The sequence below is a fragment of the Methanomethylovorans sp. genome (assembly GCF_041447285.1).
Classification (GTDB): domain Archaea; phylum Halobacteriota; class Methanosarcinia; order Methanosarcinales; family Methanosarcinaceae; genus Methanomethylovorans.
On sequence record NZ_JBGMEB010000006.1, the window covers coordinates 1 to 20,507 of the forward strand.

The window sequence follows — 20,507 nt, forward strand, 5'->3', positions numbered from 1 at the left end:
TCCTGATTTGCGTAATTAATCAAATTATAAAATGTACTTTTTATGGGGGAGGTTTTATTGACTACTTGCAGCTAAAAATGGCCTCATTAAATCCTCCATTTGAATGTTATTTCAAAAGGACCCTAAACGGATATTAATCACAAATTCTCCTACCCTGCTTCAGACCAAAACTTAGTATTTGAGTTTTAGTGAATCGCATGAAGCTATTTTATGCCACATGTCTATAACAGTTCCAGCAAAAGAATTATCCTCATATTCAATTACTGTTTTTCTTTTAAGCATTGCTTTCATAGGAATATCACTTAAAGGGAGTTTACCTATCACTTCAACTCCTTTGTTTCTGCAATATTCTTCTATAAGTGCTGTCTTTTGTTCATTGATATCATATTTGTTGATACAAACAATGGTTTTGATCTCAAAGTGCGTGGTAACCTCAAGCACTCTCTCCAAGTCATGCATTCCTGATATACTTGGTTCTGTGACTATGAATACAAGGTCCACGCCAGATATAGAAGCTATTACAGAACATCCGATTCCGGGAGGTCCATCTATTATAATGAGGTCAATATCATGCATTGAAGTCATTTCGATGGCATTTTTCCTTACCATGGAGACAAGTTTTCCACCGGTTTCTTCTCCTATTCCTAATCTCGCATGGGCTAAAGGACCAACTCGTGTTATGGATCTGTATATTTCTCCAGCTTTATGCTCTTTCATTATTATGGCATCTTCTGGACAGATGAGTGTGCACACCCCACATCCTTCGCAGGTATGTTCATCAATGATCAGTTCTTTCGAGATGGCATTAAACCTGCATCTCTCTCTGCATATGCCGCAAGCAGAACATTTCTCCTTATTAATGGAAGCAACTTCCATTCCATTAAAATCCAGTTTGCTGGTTGATTCTGGCTTTAGTATTAGATGAAGATCTGCAGCATCGACATCACAATCTGCCATTAGGGCATTAGTAGCAAGGGAAGCAAAAGCTGCTGTAAGAGTTGTTTTACCCGTGCCACCTTTGCCGCTGATTACGGTCATCTGTTTTACCATCTCAACACCTGCCTGCCAGTACTTGTATTTGTCTGAACATTTCAATGAATTTTTCTTTCCACTGTGGCATTTGCAGCACAAAAGGGATACCTTCCGAGTACAGTTCAGCTATTTCTATCTCATAGGGTATTTTCATAAGCATGGGAATGTTTTTTTCTGAACAGTATCTTTCTACGCTATCATCACCAATGTTATATCTGTTGATGACTACCCCATGGGGAATTTCCATATCTTTCACAAGTTCGACTGCAAGTGATAGGTCATTCAGTCCAAAAGGTGTAGGTTCAGTAACAAGCACACAATAATCTGCTCCTGCTATAGCAGAAATGACAGGGCATGCAGTACCCGGTGGAGAATCTATGATCACTGTCTTTGTATCATCAATATGGTCTTTAAGTGCACGTATTATAGGAGATGCCATTGGCTCGCCAATATTCAATAATCCCTGGTATAATTCCGTGTCCCAGTTCTGAGAAGAAGACCTTTCAATGACACCAATTGTTCGGCTTTCTTCGGATATAGCATCCTGTGGGCATACTAAGGAACATGCTCCACAACCATGGCATAGCTTGGGAAAAAGCATGATGCTTTTAGGTAATTTCACAAATGAATTGAAACGGCATATGTCTACGCATTTCTTACATAGATCACATTTTTCATTTGAAATGACAGGGACTTGTATCCCCACATCCCTTACTTTTTCAAGCTCGTGGTTCAGGAACAGATTGCAGTTTGGTTCTTCTACATCACAGTCGAGGAGCTGAGCATCCCCTATGGATAATGCAAGGTTAAGAGACACTGTAGTCTTACCAGTACCTCCTTTTCCACTTGCTATCGCTATTCTCATGAAGCCTCGGGCACTTATTTATATTCTTTGCATCACAAGAGGGTGTCAACTTCAATGATGGTGGTGACTGTGGTGGTCGTCGTGCTCATGAGAAGTACATGCATTGTTCATATTTGCCTTTTGCAGTTTTCCATCTTTCCATGCATCCAGAGCATTTTGGATTGTACCTTGAGCTCCCACAAATACTTCTATCCCATACTGCTCAAACATTGCAACAGCTTTCGTGCCGAGTCCCCCGCACAACATTATGTCTACACCGTTCTTGGACATAAGTTCAGGAGGCAGGCCTACACCGCCATTATGCTCACTGGTGTTGGGTAGTATTGAAACCTCGCTGGTCTCTGTATCGTACATAATATAGTTCAAAACCTTTCCAAAATGCTGTCCTACCTGGTCTTCTAGGCCAGTTTTACCCATAGATGGTACACATATCTTCATATTTTCACCTTTTACAAGATTATTTATTCCAAGGAATTTTTGTACAGCTTCCATAGCTTTCATTTCAGGATATTTCACTATCCTTATGCCTGCGGTTTCCATTACTGATACGGCATTTGGTCCAGGATTCCCACTAATCAGCACGTCTGCTCCGTGGTCTGTAATATATTGTGCAGCCCGCACACCAGCACCCTGGGATTCAGCAGCAAAGGGGTTTTTTATAAATTCTTTCTGCATGGTTTCTGTATCCACAAACATAAAATACATGCATCTTCCAAAATGTGGATCAGTCTCCACTTCAGGACTATTGTCCTTCGTAGTAACGCATATCTTCATTTTTCCAGCCTGCTAATCTGTATATCTTCTTTTTTGTTTTTTCTGATTTATTTCTCTAATATGAGACAAAATATAAATAGTTATCTCGATACCTTTATATATTTAATCCCAAATCCATTTATATCGTATAACTAAAAATTTCAGTTAAAAAGTAATATTGCATTCAATAGCATTTTTTATGTTCATCTTTTTGTAAAATTAGCAACAGCAATTATTCTTATGTAGGTTGACCTTAGAACGTCCATGCCTCTAAAAAAACAGTTCTCTCTCCTGTATTATATGGATTGAGTCTAAACTGCTTATATAAATTAACCACGGCAGCATTGTTATTATGTATGAAGCTATTTCCCTGCAAAAAGCTTTACTTTGTTTTCGTTTATTCCTTTATGATCATCATGGGGTCGCCCACGCCCACAACAGTGATCCTGGTTTCCAGCGGAGGATGAGGCCAGTTTTCAGGAGCAATATTCTTTACTGAGATATTTACCTGTGTTTCTTCTTTGCTAACTCCACAGCGATTTTCATATTCAAGTACCATGCCTAATCCAATCTGCTTTGCTCTCTCCAAGGCTTCTCTATAATCAACAACAGGTTCTCTTCCTCCCGGATAGAAAATTATGAAATCCTCTGTAGGTTTTTCTATGGATGCAGGCACAATTATAACTTCCACTCTTTTTACACCTTTTCCGGCAAGAGCCCCTACAGCATTTCCTACTTCTGCATGATCAGGTACGATGATCTCGGCATCTAATAGCTCAGTCATTTCTTCTAGATATGCTTTTACGGGCCCTCCTAACAGTACAATAGGCAATTTCAGGCTGAATTTTGCAGGAGAAAAACCACTAAGCATCTCATCTACTAGGGGCTTGGACTTTTCAGACAAAAGAAAAGCCATCTGACTATAGGCCATATTCTTTGCAACATGTTCTTTCACATGAGTGCAGAATTCATATTTTTTTCTGCCGTTGTAACGGGATAAAAGCTCAGCACCTGCATGAGAAGCATCTGCATTCCAAACAGTATATTCGCCTCTTACATGCAAGGCATCCGTGGGTGTGAAACCGATAGCCTGTACCAGCCTTTTCTTTATAAGGGAATCCATTACCTTGCCAGAAGGCATGGTACGCATCGATGTATAAAGTTCATGTATGCTGATCGGATCGCTTCCAATATATTTCAGCATCTCAGTTTCTTCTTTATTCAGGTCATTGATCGCGTATTTTGTCCTTATTAAGAACTTAGTGGGCTGATAGTTCTCATCCAGTGATTTGCGGGGAAGCAACTTCATTTGATTGAGCTTCTGCAACAGGGCCGGGTGTTCTGCAGCTGCAACACATAAGGGAATTACACGTCTTGGACCAATTTTTATTTCTCTGTCTGTAATCCATACATGGCTGTCTCCACCTGTGGCCGAAGTTTCCATCTTCATAGCCTTAACTCTGGTTTTCCATCCACCCACTACAGAGCCTGAAGCACTGATCTCAGGTACGCCTTGGTATATGGCAGACACATCAGTACTAGTGCCTCCTACATCAATAGCTGCACATGTGTCAAGCTTTGCAAGATACGATGCTCCAAGAAGACTCGCCGCAGGTCCGGAGAATATAGTCTCAATAGGTTTTTCCAGAGCATCCTCCAGATTATATACAGATCCATCACATTTGAGCATCAGCATCCTGGCATGGATTCCTCTTCTTTTAATATCTGCCATCACAGCGCTGACAAAGTGATATGTAATTGGTATGAGTTGAGCATTAAGAACTGCAGTCACCGCTCTTTCATAGGCACCCAGCTCTTGAGAAAGCTCATGGCCACATACTACCGGTTTACCTGTGCTCTCTTGGATAACAGATTTAGCCAATAGTTCATGTTCTGGATTTCTTGTACTGAAAAAGCCAGATATAGCGTATGCTGATACTTTATCTTTTGTCTTATTGGCAAAATTTCGTATTGCTTCGATATCCAAGGGCACCTCTTCCTCCCCACTTGGACCATGCCCACCGGGAACAACTATGAAATCCGGAGTGGGAAACTCCCGTTCTACAGGATGCTGGCCAATAAGCAGAAGTCCTACCGGAGTTCCGGTACCTTCAAGCAATGAATTAGTGGAAAGGGTGGTAGAGACAGAGACAAGATTTACTTGCTTCAGTAGTTCTTGGTCAAGGGAATCCAGTACCTTACTTATACCTATCTGCAGATCGGGATATGTCGTAAAGGCTTTTTTTGAATCTATCACAATGCCATCAGATCCTCTTAATAAGACAGCATCTGTATACGTTCCACCTGTATCAATACCAAGACCATAGTGCACTTTTTTACTCCTTCTTTTTTCTTTATTTCTATATAGAGAGTTTATATTTAATCCTTTTCAAATATGTTTATATATTTGCTCTCTCATGTGTTTAATACAGAAATAATGTTTCCGGATACGTCACTATTTTCTGGAAATATTCAATATGAACAGATGACTACAGCATTGAGGTATCTATATGAAACTTACAGTTATTTATGATAATGAGGCAAAACCAGGTTTAAAGAGTGGATGGGGTTTTTCTTGCTTAATTGAAACTGTAGACCACTGTATTCTTTTTGACACTGGCTGGGATGGTCATGTTCTTCTGTCGAATATGGAAAAACTTGGCTTTTCTCCAGAAAATATCGACATTCTTGTGTTATCTCATCAGCACTGGGACCACGTAGGAGGTGTGCCTACTTTTCTTAATATGAAGCCAAATGTTGATGTCTATATGCCCTCCAGTTTTTCACCTAATCTGAAAAAAGAAATTTCAACGAGGGGAAAACATTCGACTCCTATTACTTCTCATTCACAGAATGAAATTCCTATGAACCCAAGATTGTTTGAGATAAAATCTCCTCAGGAAATTTGTAAGGGTGTTTATACGACAGGAGAACTTGGAAAAGAGATAAAAGAACAATCTTTGATAGTGGAATCGGATAAAGGTCTGTACGTTATCACTGGTTGTGCACACCCTGGCCTTTCTGCAATATTAAGTGCTGCTTCCTCATTTGGTAATGTAATTGGTATTGTTGGTGGTCTGCACGATAGCCAGGAATATGATCTATTTAATGGAATGCAGTTGATAGGTGCCGGTCATTGTACTGCCCATAAAGATGAGGTAAAGACGAAATATCCAAACGCTTTTGTTGATACTTTTGCAGGGTATTCTGTAGATATTTAGCTACTACACTTACATTTCGTCTCATGACATGTTCAGAGAAATCTATTTATAATTAATAGCCTTTGTGAAAAAATGCTATGAAAGAGCGAGGACGTCCCAAGTGTCCACGACGTGTGGAGCATACTCCGGAAGTGGTCTATTTTAAACCCAGAGGTGTGCCTCTGCAGGAACTAGAGGTAGTTTCCATTGCAATGGAAGAACTTGAGGCACTACGCCTTGTGGACCTTGAAGGTCTTACACAGGAAGAAGCATCTCTTAATATGGGAATCTCAAGAAGGGCTTTTTGGGAAGATCTGCAAAGTGCAAGACGAAAAGTCACTTTTGCTCTGACTACCGGCAAAGCTATAGAGATCTCTGGTGGAGACTATGTCACTATCGGAACAGGAAATAAAGGTTGCAGAAGATCAACTTAGGCCAGAGTCAAAGGCCATCCTTTCAAAATTTGAATTATTTTTCAGGTGAATCAATATGGACAAGAAAGTTCAGAAAACTCAGGATCTGCTTCAGAAGCCACAGGAATCAAAGCTCGTTGCTAATATGAGAGCCATTAAGAACAAGATAATGGTGATGAGTGGAAAAGGAGGCGTAGGGAAAAGCACCGTTGCAGCTAATCTTGCTGCACAGCTTGCTCTTAAGGGCTTTAAAGTAGGTCTCTTGGACAGTGATATTCACGGCCCAAGTATCCCTAAGATGTTTGGTATAGAAGATACCAGACCTGAAGTGGATGAGAAAGGCATAGTGCCTGTACCTGTGACAGAGAACCTTAAAGTGATGTCAATTGCCCTGCTGCTGGAAGATAAGGATTCTCCGGTAATATGGAGAGGCCCAGCCAAGATGGCAGCTATCAAACAGTTTTTGGAAGATGTTTCATGGGGAAAACTTGACTACCTTATCGTTGATCTGCCTCCGGGAACAGGGGATGAGCCCCTTAGCATTGCTCAGCTTATTGAAAAGATAGACGGAGCTGTAGTTGTCACCACACCTCAGGATATGGCGCTGGTAAGTGTGCGCAAGTCCATTACTTTCGCTCACATGCTGAAAGTGCCTGTTATAGGCATAGTGGAAAACATGAGTGGTATCATTTGTCCTCACTGTGACGAGAAGATCGATATCTTTGGTAAAGGTGGAGTTGAAAAGGCAGCTAAAGACTTTGATGTCCCAATTCTCGCAGCTCTGCCCATTGATCCCAAGATTGCAGAGATAGAGGATAGCGGCCAGGTACATAATCTGAAAGCCGATGAACTGGAGTGGTCCAGGGAATTTACCAAGATCGTGGATTCGGTTGTCGGTTTTAAAAAACAGGTTTAAGTTCCATACGTTTTTGTGCGGGGAAAAGTCACTGATCCCTTCACAATACATTTTTTGTATCATTATGCCCACTTTCAAGCCTCTTTTTAGTTTACACATCCTTAACGAACTAAAATGGCTCTGTAGAAATCCTCTCTTTTCGAGGAACTAATCAAATTGACATTTTTACGAAAAGATGTCTATATATCGCTCCAGAATTGGTTTTTCAGGCAATGATATTGATTTTAATGGTTTTCGACAGAGGCGAAAAAATGAATAAGTTATGGCATTGAATAGCCAAAATCTATACTACCTGGATAGATATCTATTTCTAAAGTTTTTTCTTCATTAAAATTGATGTTTGCATTTTTAGTGATATTTCCATCTACAGTTACTTTCACTGAATAATTCCCTTTTTCAGTTAGTATAACAGGAGAAAGGGCAAAATCCCCAGATTCTATGGAATATGAAGATATGTATAGAGTACTGTTATTTGCATCTAAAACCTCAACAGTTATTTCATGGCTTTTAACATCCTCATTCAAAACAGCAATTCTAAATGGAGGATTATCTAAACGATTTTGTTGTTCTTTCACTTCAACATACTGCTGTGAAAAACCATAAATTGTAATAATTAACAATAATACAACTATAACGCCTACAATTGTGTCTATTTTCTTTCCCATATTTCTTCCTTACCCTGTATTCTTGCTATCTCTTCTTGTTTTTGCATTGGATTACAGAGATTTAAAATAAGAAAGAGCTGAAACCAGCTCTTCTATTCTCAATTAAACATACCTAAGTTCATTGAAATTAAACAAACGTTGAATACTCATTCCAATGGCCTATTACAGGAGTAACACCACTCCACCCAAGATCTATAAATACTGGATTCAAAGGAGAAGGACCTACCCGCAACAGGAACCTGTTGTTGGCCGCTTCAAAGATACCAACTCCAGTTTTACCATCAACACCAGTCTAATGACCTACAACAGGAGTTGTTCCAGACCATCCAAATCCAACGGTATATGCAGAATTTGTATTACGATCCCAAAGTGCCCAAGTACCAGCATTATTGTATACACCCGGTTCATCTGTTCCATCTCCATTCCAGTCACCAATAACCGGAGTAACGCCAGCCCACCCAAGGCCTATTGTTTGATAACTAGATCCGGTCTTAAGCAAGAAATTGTTTCCAGCAGTGTTGTATATACCAACTTCAGTTGCATCATCGTTGTCCCAATCACCCACAACCGGTTTTGTACCTGACCATCCGAATCCTACAATATCTGCAGAATTGGTATTACGGTTCCAGAGAGCCCAGGTACCAGCATTATCATATACACCTGGTTCATCGTTTCCATTTCCATCCCAATCGCCTATAACCGGGGTAACACCAGCCCATCCGAGAGGAATTGTTTGGTAACTGCCTGAATCTAACCGTAACAGGAACCTGTAATTTACCGGGTCATAGATACCAACTTCTATTTCATCGTCACCGTCCCAATCTCCTACAACCGGCTTTGTACCCGACCATCCGAATCCAACAATATCCAGATAACCGGAAGATAGGTTCCATAAGGCCCAAGTACCAGCATTGTCGTAAACTCCAACGGTGTCGACATCAGAATTTAATTCCTTAAAGTCTGCTATAGTATCTTTATTAGATGCCACATGCAATATGTTGTTGTGTGAAGCATCTCCACGGCGGTTTAAATCTGAGTATTCAACTTCCATATAGTCATCTAAGAATGAAGTGCCTGTGAATGGAGACCACATAGAGGTATAATGCCAACTCAGACCAAGAGGCCATCTATAAGCTTCTTCATGAGTTGCACCGAAATTGTGTCCGAGTTCATGAGTTATAAGGACACATCTGCCATTGTAAGTGGCTTGATAACTGCTAAATAGACCTGCAGATACCATTTGAATCACAGAATAAGATCTATTCGAACTGCCGTTAAAAGTGGAGCCTGTCCCGATTGTGTCATCTGTGAAATCATTTCCATAAAGCAACATAGCCAAATCAGTACCTGTCATATTTCTATATGGTTTTATATCATCCATAAAATAATAATACATAGTATATGAATTACCATTCCCAACATTTAGGTCCCCGTATCTTTTAAAGAAATGGATATTCAATTCTGCATTTGCATGTGCTAATTCGCCATTTACTTCGTTGACCATCGCTACAATCTCACCTATTGGATTTGTATATTCATCCTCAAAACCTTGGTCGTAGCATGGCAGGATGTCTATCTGAGTGTAAGTTAATATGGAAGATGTAATCGCTCCTTCAGAAGACAAACTCTCTGCGAATAGCTCATTGCTCAAAGCCTCTTCCTTTTCGTCAACACCACAAGTATTGTATTCTTTAATCTCTCGTTCTTTAAAATCATCCAGATCATAAACTACATGAATGACCTTTCCAGCCTGTTTTTGATTTGTTTGGTCAATGATATATGTTTTATTCTCGACCCTGATACTTCCAATAAGAACATCATCTGCTACAGTCAATGATACTCTGCTATCATCCTTACCAGTTACATATCCCCTATATGTATCTACATGTGGAGCATTTACAAAATAGATGCCTGTTTTATTCTCTTTGATTATTTTCGCACTTTCACTGATTACATTTGTTTCTTTTAGTTCAAGCTCAAACTCCTTTCCCAATAGAGTTAATCTGACCTTGCCATTTTCTGCAGCTTTCATAAAAGCTTCAGTGTTGGGTGTCACCACATCAAAATTTTTAAAATTATCAGCTATCCCAAGCGACTTGTTGTCAAAATTTACTTTCTTGAGATAGTCGTCGTCACTTGTATCTGCAAAAGCTGTTCCTGTAAGTAATATTAAAATTAGCAATACAATAGATAGATAGATAATGTCTTCAGTTTATCACCTCTGTTGCTTTCTCCATATTATTTTAGATATGAAGTAGAAATTTGATTTATTTTCATAGTATATAATACTTTTACTTATGAATTTTTATGGATACCTCCCTACTCATACTTGACAGTAGGATTAACTTTTTCAGTCTCTTCTTTACTGTAAAATAGCATATCAAAAAATTGGTTACTGTATAACACGGATGTTTAGTATTTTATCTGGCTGGTTGTTAAAGATTCTAAAAATCTGTTCTCTACAAAGCCAAAATGAATTAACTATATATTCTCCCATAACAGATTTTTATTCATGACAAAAATGTCAGGTGGGGGTATTGTGGACAGGCTTGACTTTAAGGAGCCTGTGGAACTCATAGATGATGTGCTCTTGAAACAGAGCTGGTTACTTACGGAAAACTCCAATACCAGAGCAAGTCCTTCGGTTATAGACCTGCATATTGCATCCCAGATAAAGAAACAATACGCTCTGGAAAAACTTTACTCAAGGGATGTGGCAGCAGCGCATATGGACGGCTTGATCCATATTCACGACCTGCACAGCCCTTTCATGCCTTATTGCAACGGTATCGACGGGCGTATCATTTTTATGGACGGCCTGAAATTTTCTGACACCCGCAGCCTGCCTGCTAAAAGACTGGACTCAGCCCTCTTTCATGTAATGTCGTTCATGATGCATTCCCAGCAATTTTTTGCAGGTGCCCAGGCTGTAGATATGCTTAACTGGCTGCTTGCTCCCCATCTGTATTTTGAGAGAATGGATGAATCCATGTTATACCAGGCAGTTCAGAGTTTTATGTTCCAGATGAACCAGTCTAACAGGATAGGAGCCCAGAGTGCTTTTACCAACATAGGCCTGAGATTGAAATGCCCTTCCGCATTGAAGGATGAACCAGTGGTCTACGGAGGAAAAACTCTCGATTCAACATATACCGAATTCGAGGATGAGGCCAAACAGATATACAGTGCTTTTATGCGAGTATCAGCAGATGGGGATTCTACAGGTGCTCCGTTTACGTTTCCTCTCATCACTACAGCCATTACCAGAGATCATGATTTTAATGATCCTCTCTGGCTCGAAACCATGCAGGCTGCTTCATCTACAGGCGCACCTTATTTCCTGAATCTTGCAGCACCTTATATGGAAGAAGATACGGTGCATGCCATGTGTTGCAGATTGCTGAGCCATCATGCAGGTGGCATCTGGACTGCTGGCGGCATGGGTACGGGTTCCAATAAGGTTGTGACCATTAATCTGCCTGGCGTGGCTCTCAGGTCAAATGATGAAGATAATTTCATTGTACAGCTGAACAATGCACTCGACATAGCTCGGCAGGCATTGCTGGAAGGGCAGGAGATTATCCGGAGATCTCTTTATGAGTGGAACCTTTTGCCCTGGTTGCTCAACAAGACAACTGACGGAGTGCCGTATTTTGATCTTGGGAAGCGTCATCTTACATTTGGTTTAGTGGGTATGAACGAATGTCTGCTGAACCTGACAGGAGAAGGTATTGATAAAAAGAATTCGACAGGTATCAAAATAATTGCTCATATTCTTAAGAGGATAGAGGAGTTCTTCCGTGAGGACGGCATAGAATACACTCTAGAGCAGACACCTGCGGAAAGTACTGCACACAGGCTTGCCATGATCGACAGAAATAACTTCGGGGAAAAAGCTAAAGTGCAGGGTATTGAAGGAGCCTACTACTATACCAATTCTACTCATATGCCATATCATGCAAATATATCTCTCATTGACAGGATCAATATTGAGTCAGAATTTCATCCTTACTTTACAGGAGGTACTATCTGCCATATATGGATGGGCGAAAGTTATCCCGATCCTGCCGGCCTGAATGAATTTATCCGGAAACTTGCAGGAACAAAACTCGCTTATTTCTGCTTCTCTCCTGATTTTTCTGTATGTTCTGCAGGTCACACTTCCAGGGGCGTAAGTGAACTCTGTCCTATGTGTGCAAGCCCTGTTATCGATCATATGTCCAGGGTAACTGGCTATTATGGCCATGTGAACCAGTGGAATCCCGGAAAAAAAGCGGAATATGCTCAGAGGCACAGATATAGGATGCACTGCTAGAAAAACGCTAAATACAGACCTGTATATTATATTGCATGGACCCTAGGATAGTGGACCCCAATATAGCAAAGTCACTAGATTGGATCGAAATGCAAAAGCCGGATTCCATCAAGGAAATAGCTCGTGTTGTTTGGGCCCGTGGGGTATGGAGTCTTCCCAGCTGCCATACTGCTCTTCTTATAAGGCTTAAAGGCAATCCTCCATGGGGTGGGGATGTAAGGGAAAGTGCCAGGGTTGTTTCTTCTCTTTCTCAAATGGGTCTGATCTTCCCGGATATGGAACAATGGATTCTTTCACAGAAAAAAGGTGGTTCCTGGGATGGTAATGTGTACGATACCACATATTCCCTAATAGCTCTGGCAGATATGGATGTCCATGATCCTGAAGGATATGGATGGTTATTTGATAACTACGGGCCACAGTGGGAGCACGTAGGGACCACAGCCCTGATCATTAATGCTTTGGTAAAACAGGGTGCTATACAGAGAGAGTATCACGACTTTATCGATAAGAAGGCACACTGGTTGCTTGAAAAACGTGAACTGGATGGTGGATGGAAGAACATAGCAACTAGTAATATAGTCATGCAATCTCTTTTGATGGCGGGTTTCAGAGAAGAACTTAATGTTTCTATAGACTGGCTCATGAAAAAACAGAACTCAGAAGGGTTTTGGGGTAAAAGTGAGGACAAAGTTGTTGCTACGTCCCTATCACTGATAACTCTTGCATTGTGGCAGTCATAAGCTTTTCCAATAGATCATGTGAAACTAATATATATGAGAGGCCAGCCTATACCTACACGTTTTTAATTACATTGCCTTGTGTCAGTGATATAATGAATACAGAATTTATCAAGTACCATCCTGGTTCCGATACTTACGTCATTCAGAGAAAAGCATACTTTGAGGATAGCGTTCTCATTAAAGGTAATCTGATAGTTGGCGCAGGATGCAATTTTTGGCAGGAATTGAGAGTTGAGGGAAATCTTGAACTTGGAAAGAAATCCCTGGTCAAAGGTCATGTGCAGGCACACAATGCCATCATTGGTCCGCACTGTGAGATAAAGGGTGATGTGCAGGTTGATAAGGACCTTACGCTAATGGATGATGTGAAAATCGAAGGTTCTGCCACATGTGGTGGACAGATGTTAGTGCGTCCGGGCTGCTCCATAGGTTTTGTAAAAGCTGAAAAACTGCTGGAACTTGTAGGGAAGGCCAGCATAAAAGATGTAGAAGCCGGAACGAAAGTGATCGTACGTTCCGAATGAGTTTGCATTTCCTAATTTTCTCTTTTTTTTGTATGTTTTGAATATTAATCAATTCTCTCTTTTCTTTCTTCGGAGAGCAACTTCAATACAGATGTCCTCAATTTATTAGCCTCAGGCCCTGTTCTTATTCTGGGTCGGGGAAGATCTACATCTATGATCTCTTTTATTTTCCCGGGACGTGCAGTCATAACTACTATCCTGTCAGCCAGGAATACGGCTTCATCCACGCTGTGAGTAACGAACAGGATGGTTATGTGTTTCTTATTCCATATATCCAGAAGTTGGTGCTGTAAAGAATTCCTGGTCTGAGCATCCAGTGCTCCAAAGGGTTCATCCATGAGCAATACTTCCGGTTCATTTGCGAGTGCGCGGGCAATAGCAACCCTTTGTCTCATGCCTCCAGATAGCTCATAAGGAAAGCTGTCTTTAAATTGCGTGAGGCCTACCAGTTCAAGATATTTCTCAGTTTCTTTTATTGCCTGTTTTCTTGAAACACCTTTCATCTCCGGGCCGAAGGTAATATTCTCAGTTACAGTTCTCCAGGGGAAAAGTGAATACTCCTGAAACACCATACCTCTTTTTGAATCAGGTATCGATACTTTTATTCCATCCAGTAATATTTCTCCTGAATCGGGATTATCAAGACCCGCAATAATACGCAACAGAGTCGTCTTGCCGCATCCAGAAGGGCCTACAAAACATACGAACTCCTTGTCATTTATGCCAAGGCTCACATTATCTAATGCAAGGGTTTCAGATACACCTTCTTTTCTGAAAGCACGGGTAATATTCTTTATTTCTACTTTTCCCATTATCTGACAACTCCTGCCTGCCATTTCAGCAGACGTTCATCTATAATGTACCTAAGTACCTTGTCAATGAACAGTCCCAGAAAACCCAGAACCATCATGTATACGAGCACCATATCCATCTGGTGAAGATAATAATGATGCCATATCTTGAAACCTAGCCCGTATTTGCTTACTCCAAACATCTCTGCAGCTACCAGGCACATCCAACCCACGCCAATAGCTATTCTTATGCCCGCAGCTATGGAAGGAAGAGCAGAAGGCAGTGCAATATATCTTATAAGGTCACTGTCTTTCTTGCATCCTAGTACCCTGGCTGCTTCTACATAGACCTTTGGTACGTTCTTAAGACCTGTAAAAGTGTTAATAATAATTGGAAACACAGCTCCTATAAAGATTAAAAAGCCTGCTGATGCTGGCGTGAGACCCAGCCAAATGATGGCAAATGGTATCCAGGCGAGCGGAGGAATAGGTCTTAATATCTCTATAATTGGATCAAGTATCCTGTTAAATGCTGTGAACCAGCCCATTATCATGCCAATGGGAATTCCAACTATTAGGGCAGCTACCATTCCAATAGAAAAATGTAACAAGCTGTGTAGGAGGTCAACGAATACCAGTGGCGTTTCTAGGGCAAGTGATCCAATCTCTAATACAGCGGGGCGCTGAAAAATAACTAATGCAGCAGAAATTACATCAAGAACGCTTGGCAGGAATAACTTGTTACGAACTATGAATTCCGCTACTATTTGCCACAGCAGAAGGGCAGAGATAATGGATATTATCTCCACTCCTCTACCCTTTAGCATGTGTATTATTTTTTTAATCATTTCCGCTTACAGAACTCCTTGCTTATTCATGAAAGTTGCTGTTAATGCACTCACTTTTGCAAGGAATCATAAAAAGACATATCAAATATATCTTTTTCCGTAAGTGGCTTCTTTATGTATCCCAGTTCATACTGGATATTTGCATAGTCTACAGTTGAGTTCACTATCAGATGTGGATTTGCCACCCATGTGCCATCCCATTCTTTAATAGAGTTCTGAACAATGCTTATATTCATTTCCTGATCAGCTGCATAGATTTGAGCCGCTTCATCAGGATGCTCATTGTTGTACTCCGTAGCGTCTATATGTGTCTTTACTATCTGCTCCACTACTTCAGGGTGGTTCTTGATGAGGTCTCCACTTACTACAACCACACAGCATGCATGGTTTGGCATAATTTCACCGGATTGGACAACAGTTCTGCCATAGCCTCCCATCTCTATTTGAGTTGGAGATGGATGTGGCAGGAACACTGCGTCAACCTGGCTGGCTGAGATAGCTGTCACAGCATCTGCAGGTGTCATGGGCAAGATAGTTACGTCTTTATCCGGATCAATGTTATTTGTTTTCAGCCAGTTCCTCAAGAGCGTGTCTTGGATAGTTCCTGGTGGGAATGTAGCTATCTTCAGTCCTTTTAGATCTTCTGGCTTTTCATAAGGTATGCCAGTGCGCACTACAAGGTCAGAGCCCTGCACCTGAACAGCAGCTACGATCTTGGCATCAAGACCTTCGCTTAGAGCGGATATGAATGGTGCAGCCCCTACATATGCCACATCAAGGTCTCCTGCGAGCATAGATGTCATTTCCGGGGCTCCACTTGGGAACAAATTCTCTGTTGTTTTAACTATGCCCAAAGGTGCGAGGGTATCATTCCACAAGCCTTTATCCCTTGCTGTCAGATAAGCTATCTGATGGGTACTAGGCTGATATCCAAAGTGTATCTCTGTCAGCTCCTCTTTTTGTTCAGGTTCAGCACAACCTGAAATAAATGCAATTGCCATCATAGCAGTGATGATAAAAATGGCTCCAAGAATTCTGTTAATTCTTTTGTTGTACATATTGGTACCTCTTTTTCTCAACAGTGAAATCGTTCTACTGAGTTATATTTAATGTTTCCCATACCTATAAAGGAATTTTCCTGAAAGTATAAATACTACCTTATCTTTATCCTCCTAAGGATATTTTATATTATTATGGAGGACTAATGGAATCATCAGATAAGATAGTGGATGCTATATTGGACTCTTATGAAGACTTCCAAAAAACATTTTCTACAGTACTGAAAGAAGACCTGAATCTTACTGCGGTTGAGTTTGCACAAGAAGCAAACATTCCTGCAAGTACTTTATACAAGATAATGTCAGGTAAAAGAGAGCCTAACATGAAAACTTTAAGGCAGATAGTTAAAACCATCAAGAGGCTACAGAATACCGAAAGAGGAGACTTCATAGCTGTTATTGCTGCAAGGCCTGTGCTTGATAACATAAGAGAAACAAAAAAGAGAATAGGGGGAACTCTCTGTACGATAAGGGAATACTCTGCAACTTCCATAGAAGAAGCTATTATTGCAGCTGTTAAAGCAGAACGTGAAGGGGCACGTGCGCTTGTGTGCGCACCTATTGTAAGCCCGACTGTGGAAAAAATACTACGGATTCCTGTGGCTACGATCATGCCAAAGAACAGCCTTATAGAAGCTATAGAAAGAGTATCCAAAAAAATAAGTTAATTGATTTTATCGGATAGATCCGATAAAATCGTTTATTTTTGCTTTTGCCATTTCCACTGTCATACCACCTGCTGTGAACAGATATCCAACACCTGCTGCAGCCAGTAGTATGATACCTCCAAGGACATACCATATGGCGCTTGATTTCTTCACTACTACGTAGCTACCTTTCAAATCCTGCACTGAAATATTGTATGTGCCTGGTTCTTCTTCAACATGGGTAAATTCTACTTTCGTGGAATTCCCGTTGTTAAGCGTCACTGCCTGAGAACTTACTGTAGTACCATTGACCTTCAACTCAACAGTATAGTTGCCAGGTGCTGTACCAGTATTTGCTACATCAACTGAGATTGTTGCTTCATCTCCTGCCTTCACTTCAAGCGGTAAGATCTGCAGGTTTGTGAATGTGAACTTAGCTGCAAGTTCCTTTACTTCAAAGTTAAGTTCAGCATCAATCAGCCCTGATTTTGAAGCTATCAGTTTATGCATACCCACTCCTGTGAGAGTATAGGTTATGTTCCCGTCTTTTGAAGTGTTACCTATGGGGTTACCATCAAGAGTGATCTGTGCACCTTCAATAACTTCGCCACCTATAGCTTTAAGGACGACAAATTTTACATTTGTTCCTGCATAAATTTCATCCGGAGTTGTGTCTATTGTCATTTTCCTTGATTCATCCTGGGATGATATTACTTCAAACTTAGCAGTTCCAGAAACATATCCATCCTTTTCTGCAGTAATGGTAAAGTTACCAATCTTGTCCGGTGTATATTGTACTATACCTTCAGCAGAAGTAGAGCCAATACTTTTACTATCTATTTTTAATGTTGCATTGCTTACAGCCATACCTCTGGAAGTAACAGAAATTTTCATTGCTGTGCCTTGGGCCACTACATCTTCCATCTGTATTTCAAGTGAATCCGAAGAGGCCGTCTTCACTTCTACAAAGGGGTAGAACCTGACTTCACTACTGTCGGCAACCTTAAAGGTAACATTTCCCATAACTGGGATCTCTTTGCCCTTTGTAAGTGATATTGAGTCCTCGTTCTTCATGGTAATACCATCTTCTGAGATGCTGGTTACTTCCATTTCTTCAAAGGTTTCGCCGCTTTCTACGGACACGTATTCATCTGATATCTGGAATATTCCATCAACGAAGACTGCGCTGCTTTCCTGTCCCTGGAATACATCCTGGAAATGAATGGCTATTATAGGTACGTCATCAACATCTCCTACATCCATTTTATACACATATGTGCTACCTGATGAGACTATATCATCGTCTACTTCTTCGCCATCCTTTGTGAGGCTGACGTATACAGTATCCCCATTTACGTCGACTTCAACAATGTTTAAAGCATAACCTTCTTCCATTGTAAAGGATGTACCAGATACAAGGGATGTTTTATCACTCTCGTCAAGAAGCACCTTAGATAGCTGTCCCTGGGATACTAAGCTAACGGAATCTGTGAAATCATTTTCAGGATATCCTGCAAAGTATTTCCCAGCCATAAATCCGATGACATCAAAGTCTCCCCAGTCATCGTATTCGAAGCTTACATTTTCCGGGGTAGAAGTGTACACAAGATCGCCATCATCAATTGTTCTGTCCGATAATTCGGTGATCTCAAGATTTTCGGTACCTATTCCTTCGTCAATGTTATAGTAAAAGCCCTCGAAGTTCAAAGGTGTCCATTCAAAAGCCTTGCCTTCTGAAACAGTACCTCTTAATTCATAGGTCCCTGCTTCTGACATATCAACAAATGGAGCAAATCTCAGAGTGGAATCATCAGCAATGATAAATTTCAGTTTACCCATTATACTGACGGTTTTGCCCTTATTCAGGGAAATTGAATCGTCATTTTCCATGGTTATTTTCTCATCGCTTACTGTCTTGAGTTCCATGACTCCATAGCTGTCGCCGGAATCAATAGTTATGTAGTCGTCAGATATCTGGAAAATAGCATCAACGAATACTGCACTAGCCTCATTACCCTGGAATATATTACCAAAGTGCACAGCTATGACAGGTATGTCGTCTCCGGTATCTCCCAGTTCTGTTTCATACACGTAGGTTCCATTGTCTTTTACTATGGTTTCATCGATCTGTGACCCGTCTTTTGAAAGGGTAACGTATACATTGTCACCATCCGTGTCAACCTCTACAAGATTCAGAACGTAACCATCTTCCAGTGTAAGGCTTGAACCGGCATAGACGGATTTTTTATCATTTTCATCTATAAGCACTTTGGAGAGTATACCGTCTGACATGATACTGTTCTCGTCAGCAAATTCAGTCGTATCAAGGTATCCTGCAAAGTATTTCTCAGCCATGAATCCTATTACCTGATAATCGCCCCAATCATCATACTCAAACTCGGTGGTTATAGGTGTGGTCTCATATTCCAGATCCCCTTCATCTATAGATCTGTCTGAATCGCTTTCAAGATGTACTGTCATGCTCTCTGATCCATCTCCGGTATCAAGGTCATAGTAAAAACCGGAGTAGCTCAGGTAATTCCATGTGTAATCAAGAGACTGGTTGGCATCAGCATCCCATATACGGTCCCCGCTTAGATATGTTTTAGAAGCCACAGTCCATGTCCATTTATGCTGGTCATTTCCATTGGTATTTGATGCTACTGCTGTAACATTATAGGAGCCTGTATCCTCGCCAGAAACATTAAATGCCGCAATGGATACTGAAGAGTTTGTTTGTTCAAGTTCTCCATCTATGTACCATTTTATTTCTGCGTTCTGATTCGTTTCGATGGTGAAGTTCTGATAAGTATCCAATGCACTTGAAGGATTACTTTCAGGGCTGAATTCTGTGATCTCAAGTGATTCATTTTCTGCTTCTGCAACTGTCCAATCCCATGTCTGCTGGTCAGAGTTGCTGCCATTGGTTGCAATAACTGTTACATTATATGTTCCAGCAGGTGCGGTGCTATTTGAGTATGAACTCGAGGAATCGGTTTCAGTATCCATCTCAATACCATTTATAAGCCATCTTATTGTAGCTTCCTGGTTGAGTGTAATATTGAATTCCACTTTGTTTCCTGCTGTTGAGCTAGGAGTTGTATCTGTAGGATTGAAATCTGTTATCGTGACATTTTCATTTTCTGCTTCTGCAACTGTCCAATCCCATGTCTGCTGAATAGAATTGCTTCCATTGGTTGCAATAGCTGTTACATTATATGTTCCAGCAGGTGCACTGCTGTTAGAATATGAATCCGAGGATGCGGTTGCGGTATCCCTTTCAATACCATCTATAAGCCATCTGATCGCTGCTGGATGGCTGAAAGTGATATCGAAGGTCATTGTGTCCCCTGCTGTAGAGTCGGGGGTGGTATCATCAGGATTGAAATCATCTATGGTCAAAGACTCACTTTGCACGGTCCATGTCCATGTATATTCATCGCTTCCATTGCCATTTTCTGCTACTGCTTTAACTTCGTATGTGCCTGCAGGTGCAGTATCATTAGAATAAGAAGCTGTTGTAGTATTTTTATCGGTTTCTAATTCAACATTATTTAAATACCAGGTGACATTAGATGTTTCATTTATAGTCACACTGAAATCTTGATTCACACCAACTGCGGAAGTCGGATCGCTAGCTGGATCGTGGTCAGTAATGCTCGGGACAGCAACTGCTCCACCTGCCAGCAAGATCAACATTAAACATATTGTAAAACCTAAACGGGTTTTCATAACAT

The 20,507-nt window shown here is 40.8% G+C and carries 17 protein-coding genes; 7 read left to right on the forward strand and 10 right to left on the reverse strand.

Annotated features, from left to right (window positions below):
• Positions 1 to 171: 171 nt before the first annotated feature.
• From ACC612_RS02790 to ACC612_RS02805, 4 genes are all read right to left on the reverse strand, one after another.
• Positions 172 to 1,050, reverse strand: coding sequence for a 4Fe-4S binding protein (locus tag ACC612_RS02790; RefSeq protein WP_371852950.1), 879 nt, complete (start codon positions 1,048 to 1,050; stop codon positions 172 to 174).
• Position 1,051: 1 nt separating this feature from the next.
• Complete coding sequence (locus tag ACC612_RS02795) at positions 1,052 to 1,897, reverse strand: ATP-binding protein (RefSeq protein WP_371852951.1); 846 nt, start codon at positions 1,895 to 1,897, stop codon at positions 1,052 to 1,054.
• A 51-nt stretch (positions 1,898 to 1,948) separates the two neighbouring features.
• Positions 1,949 to 2,671: a NifB/NifX family molybdenum-iron cluster-binding protein gene (locus ACC612_RS02800; RefSeq protein ID WP_371852952.1), complete on the reverse strand. Its 723-nt coding sequence runs from the start codon at positions 2,669 to 2,671 to the stop codon at positions 1,949 to 1,951.
• 376 nt (positions 2,672 to 3,047) lie between these two features.
• On the reverse strand, positions 3,048 to 4,982 hold the full coding sequence (locus ACC612_RS02805) for a hydantoinase/oxoprolinase family protein (protein ID WP_371852953.1): 1,935 nt from the start codon (positions 4,980 to 4,982) through the stop codon (positions 3,048 to 3,050).
• Between the two features lie 178 nt (positions 4,983 to 5,160).
• Here ACC612_RS02805 and ACC612_RS02810 point away from each other — a divergent pair, with 178 nt between their 5' ends.
• The 3 genes from ACC612_RS02810 to ACC612_RS02820 all read left to right on the forward strand — a co-directional run bounded on the left by ACC612_RS02810 (position 5,161) and on the right by ACC612_RS02820 (position 7,179).
• Entirely contained in the window at positions 5,161 to 5,871 is a 711-nt protein-coding gene (locus tag ACC612_RS02810; protein WP_371852954.1) for an MBL fold metallo-hydrolase, read from the forward strand.
• A 77-nt stretch (positions 5,872 to 5,948) separates the two neighbouring features.
• Positions 5,949 to 6,284 carry a DUF134 domain-containing protein gene (locus tag ACC612_RS02815; RefSeq protein WP_371852955.1) on the forward strand — a complete coding sequence of 112 codons (336 nt, stop codon included), beginning with the start codon at positions 5,949 to 5,951 and terminating at the stop codon, positions 6,282 to 6,284.
• A gap of 55 nt (positions 6,285 to 6,339) precedes the next feature.
• Complete coding sequence (locus ACC612_RS02820) at positions 6,340 to 7,179, forward strand: P-loop NTPase (protein ID WP_371852956.1); 840 nt, start codon at positions 6,340 to 6,342, stop codon at positions 7,177 to 7,179.
• Between the two features lie 260 nt (positions 7,180 to 7,439).
• On the opposite strand, the gene ACC612_RS02825 is transcribed toward ACC612_RS02820, so the two are convergent.
• Together ACC612_RS02825 and ACC612_RS02830 are read right to left on the reverse strand one after the other, a co-directional pair.
• A complete protein-coding gene (locus tag ACC612_RS02825) occupies positions 7,440 to 7,844 on the reverse strand; it encodes a hypothetical protein (protein ID WP_371852957.1) in 405 nt (134 codons plus the stop codon).
• Positions 7,845 to 8,136: 292 nt separating this feature from the next.
• Positions 8,137 to 10,026: a zinc-dependent metalloprotease family protein gene (locus tag ACC612_RS02830; RefSeq protein WP_371852958.1), complete on the reverse strand. Its 1,890-nt coding sequence runs from the start codon at positions 10,024 to 10,026 to the stop codon at positions 8,137 to 8,139.
• A 330-nt stretch (positions 10,027 to 10,356) separates the two neighbouring features.
• Here ACC612_RS02830 and nrdD point away from each other — a divergent pair, with 330 nt between their 5' ends.
• The 3 genes from nrdD to ACC612_RS02845 all read left to right on the forward strand — a co-directional run bounded on the left by nrdD (position 10,357) and on the right by ACC612_RS02845 (position 13,426).
• On the forward strand, positions 10,357 to 12,159 hold the full coding sequence (gene nrdD, locus ACC612_RS02835) for an anaerobic ribonucleoside-triphosphate reductase (RefSeq protein ID WP_371852959.1): 1,803 nt from the start codon (positions 10,357 to 10,359) through the stop codon (positions 12,157 to 12,159).
• A gap of 35 nt (positions 12,160 to 12,194) precedes the next feature.
• Positions 12,195 to 12,902 carry a prenyltransferase/squalene oxidase repeat-containing protein gene (locus ACC612_RS02840; RefSeq protein WP_371852960.1) on the forward strand — a complete coding sequence of 236 codons (708 nt, stop codon included), beginning with the start codon at positions 12,195 to 12,197 and terminating at the stop codon, positions 12,900 to 12,902.
• Positions 12,903 to 12,994: 92 nt separating this feature from the next.
• The gene (locus ACC612_RS02845) at positions 12,995 to 13,426 is read left to right on the forward strand and encodes a polymer-forming cytoskeletal protein (protein ID WP_371852961.1); all 432 of its coding nucleotides are present in this window, start codon (positions 12,995 to 12,997) and stop codon (positions 13,424 to 13,426) included.
• A gap of 44 nt (positions 13,427 to 13,470) precedes the next feature.
• Here ACC612_RS02845 and ACC612_RS02850 read toward each other — a convergent pair whose 3' ends face one another.
• Genes ACC612_RS02850 through ACC612_RS02860 form a run of 3 tightly spaced genes read right to left on the reverse strand, consistent with a single transcriptional unit; the run spans position 13,471 to position 16,123 of the window.
• Positions 13,471 to 14,238: an ABC transporter ATP-binding protein gene (locus tag ACC612_RS02850; RefSeq protein ID WP_371852962.1), complete on the reverse strand. Its 768-nt coding sequence runs from the start codon at positions 14,236 to 14,238 to the stop codon at positions 13,471 to 13,473.
• Entirely contained in the window at positions 14,238 to 15,065 is an 828-nt protein-coding gene (locus ACC612_RS02855; RefSeq protein WP_371852963.1) for an ABC transporter permease, read from the reverse strand. The genes ACC612_RS02850 and ACC612_RS02855 overlap by 1 nt, the downstream gene beginning before the upstream one ends.
• 50 nt (positions 15,066 to 15,115) lie before the next feature.
• Complete coding sequence (locus ACC612_RS02860; RefSeq protein ID WP_371852964.1) at positions 15,116 to 16,123, reverse strand: ABC transporter substrate-binding protein; 1,008 nt, start codon at positions 16,121 to 16,123, stop codon at positions 15,116 to 15,118.
• 146 nt (positions 16,124 to 16,269) lie between these two features.
• Here ACC612_RS02860 and ACC612_RS02865 point away from each other — a divergent pair, with 146 nt between their 5' ends.
• Positions 16,270 to 16,791 (forward strand): helix-turn-helix domain-containing protein, encoded by a 522-nt coding sequence (locus ACC612_RS02865; RefSeq protein ID WP_371852965.1) that lies wholly within the window; start codon positions 16,270 to 16,272, stop codon positions 16,789 to 16,791.
• Between the two features lie 6 nt (positions 16,792 to 16,797).
• Here ACC612_RS02865 and ACC612_RS02870 read toward each other — a convergent pair whose 3' ends face one another.
• Positions 16,798 to 20,502 (reverse strand): S-layer protein domain-containing protein, encoded by a 3,705-nt coding sequence (locus ACC612_RS02870; protein WP_371852966.1) that lies wholly within the window; start codon positions 20,500 to 20,502, stop codon positions 16,798 to 16,800.
• Positions 20,503 to 20,507 lie beyond the last annotated feature (5 nt).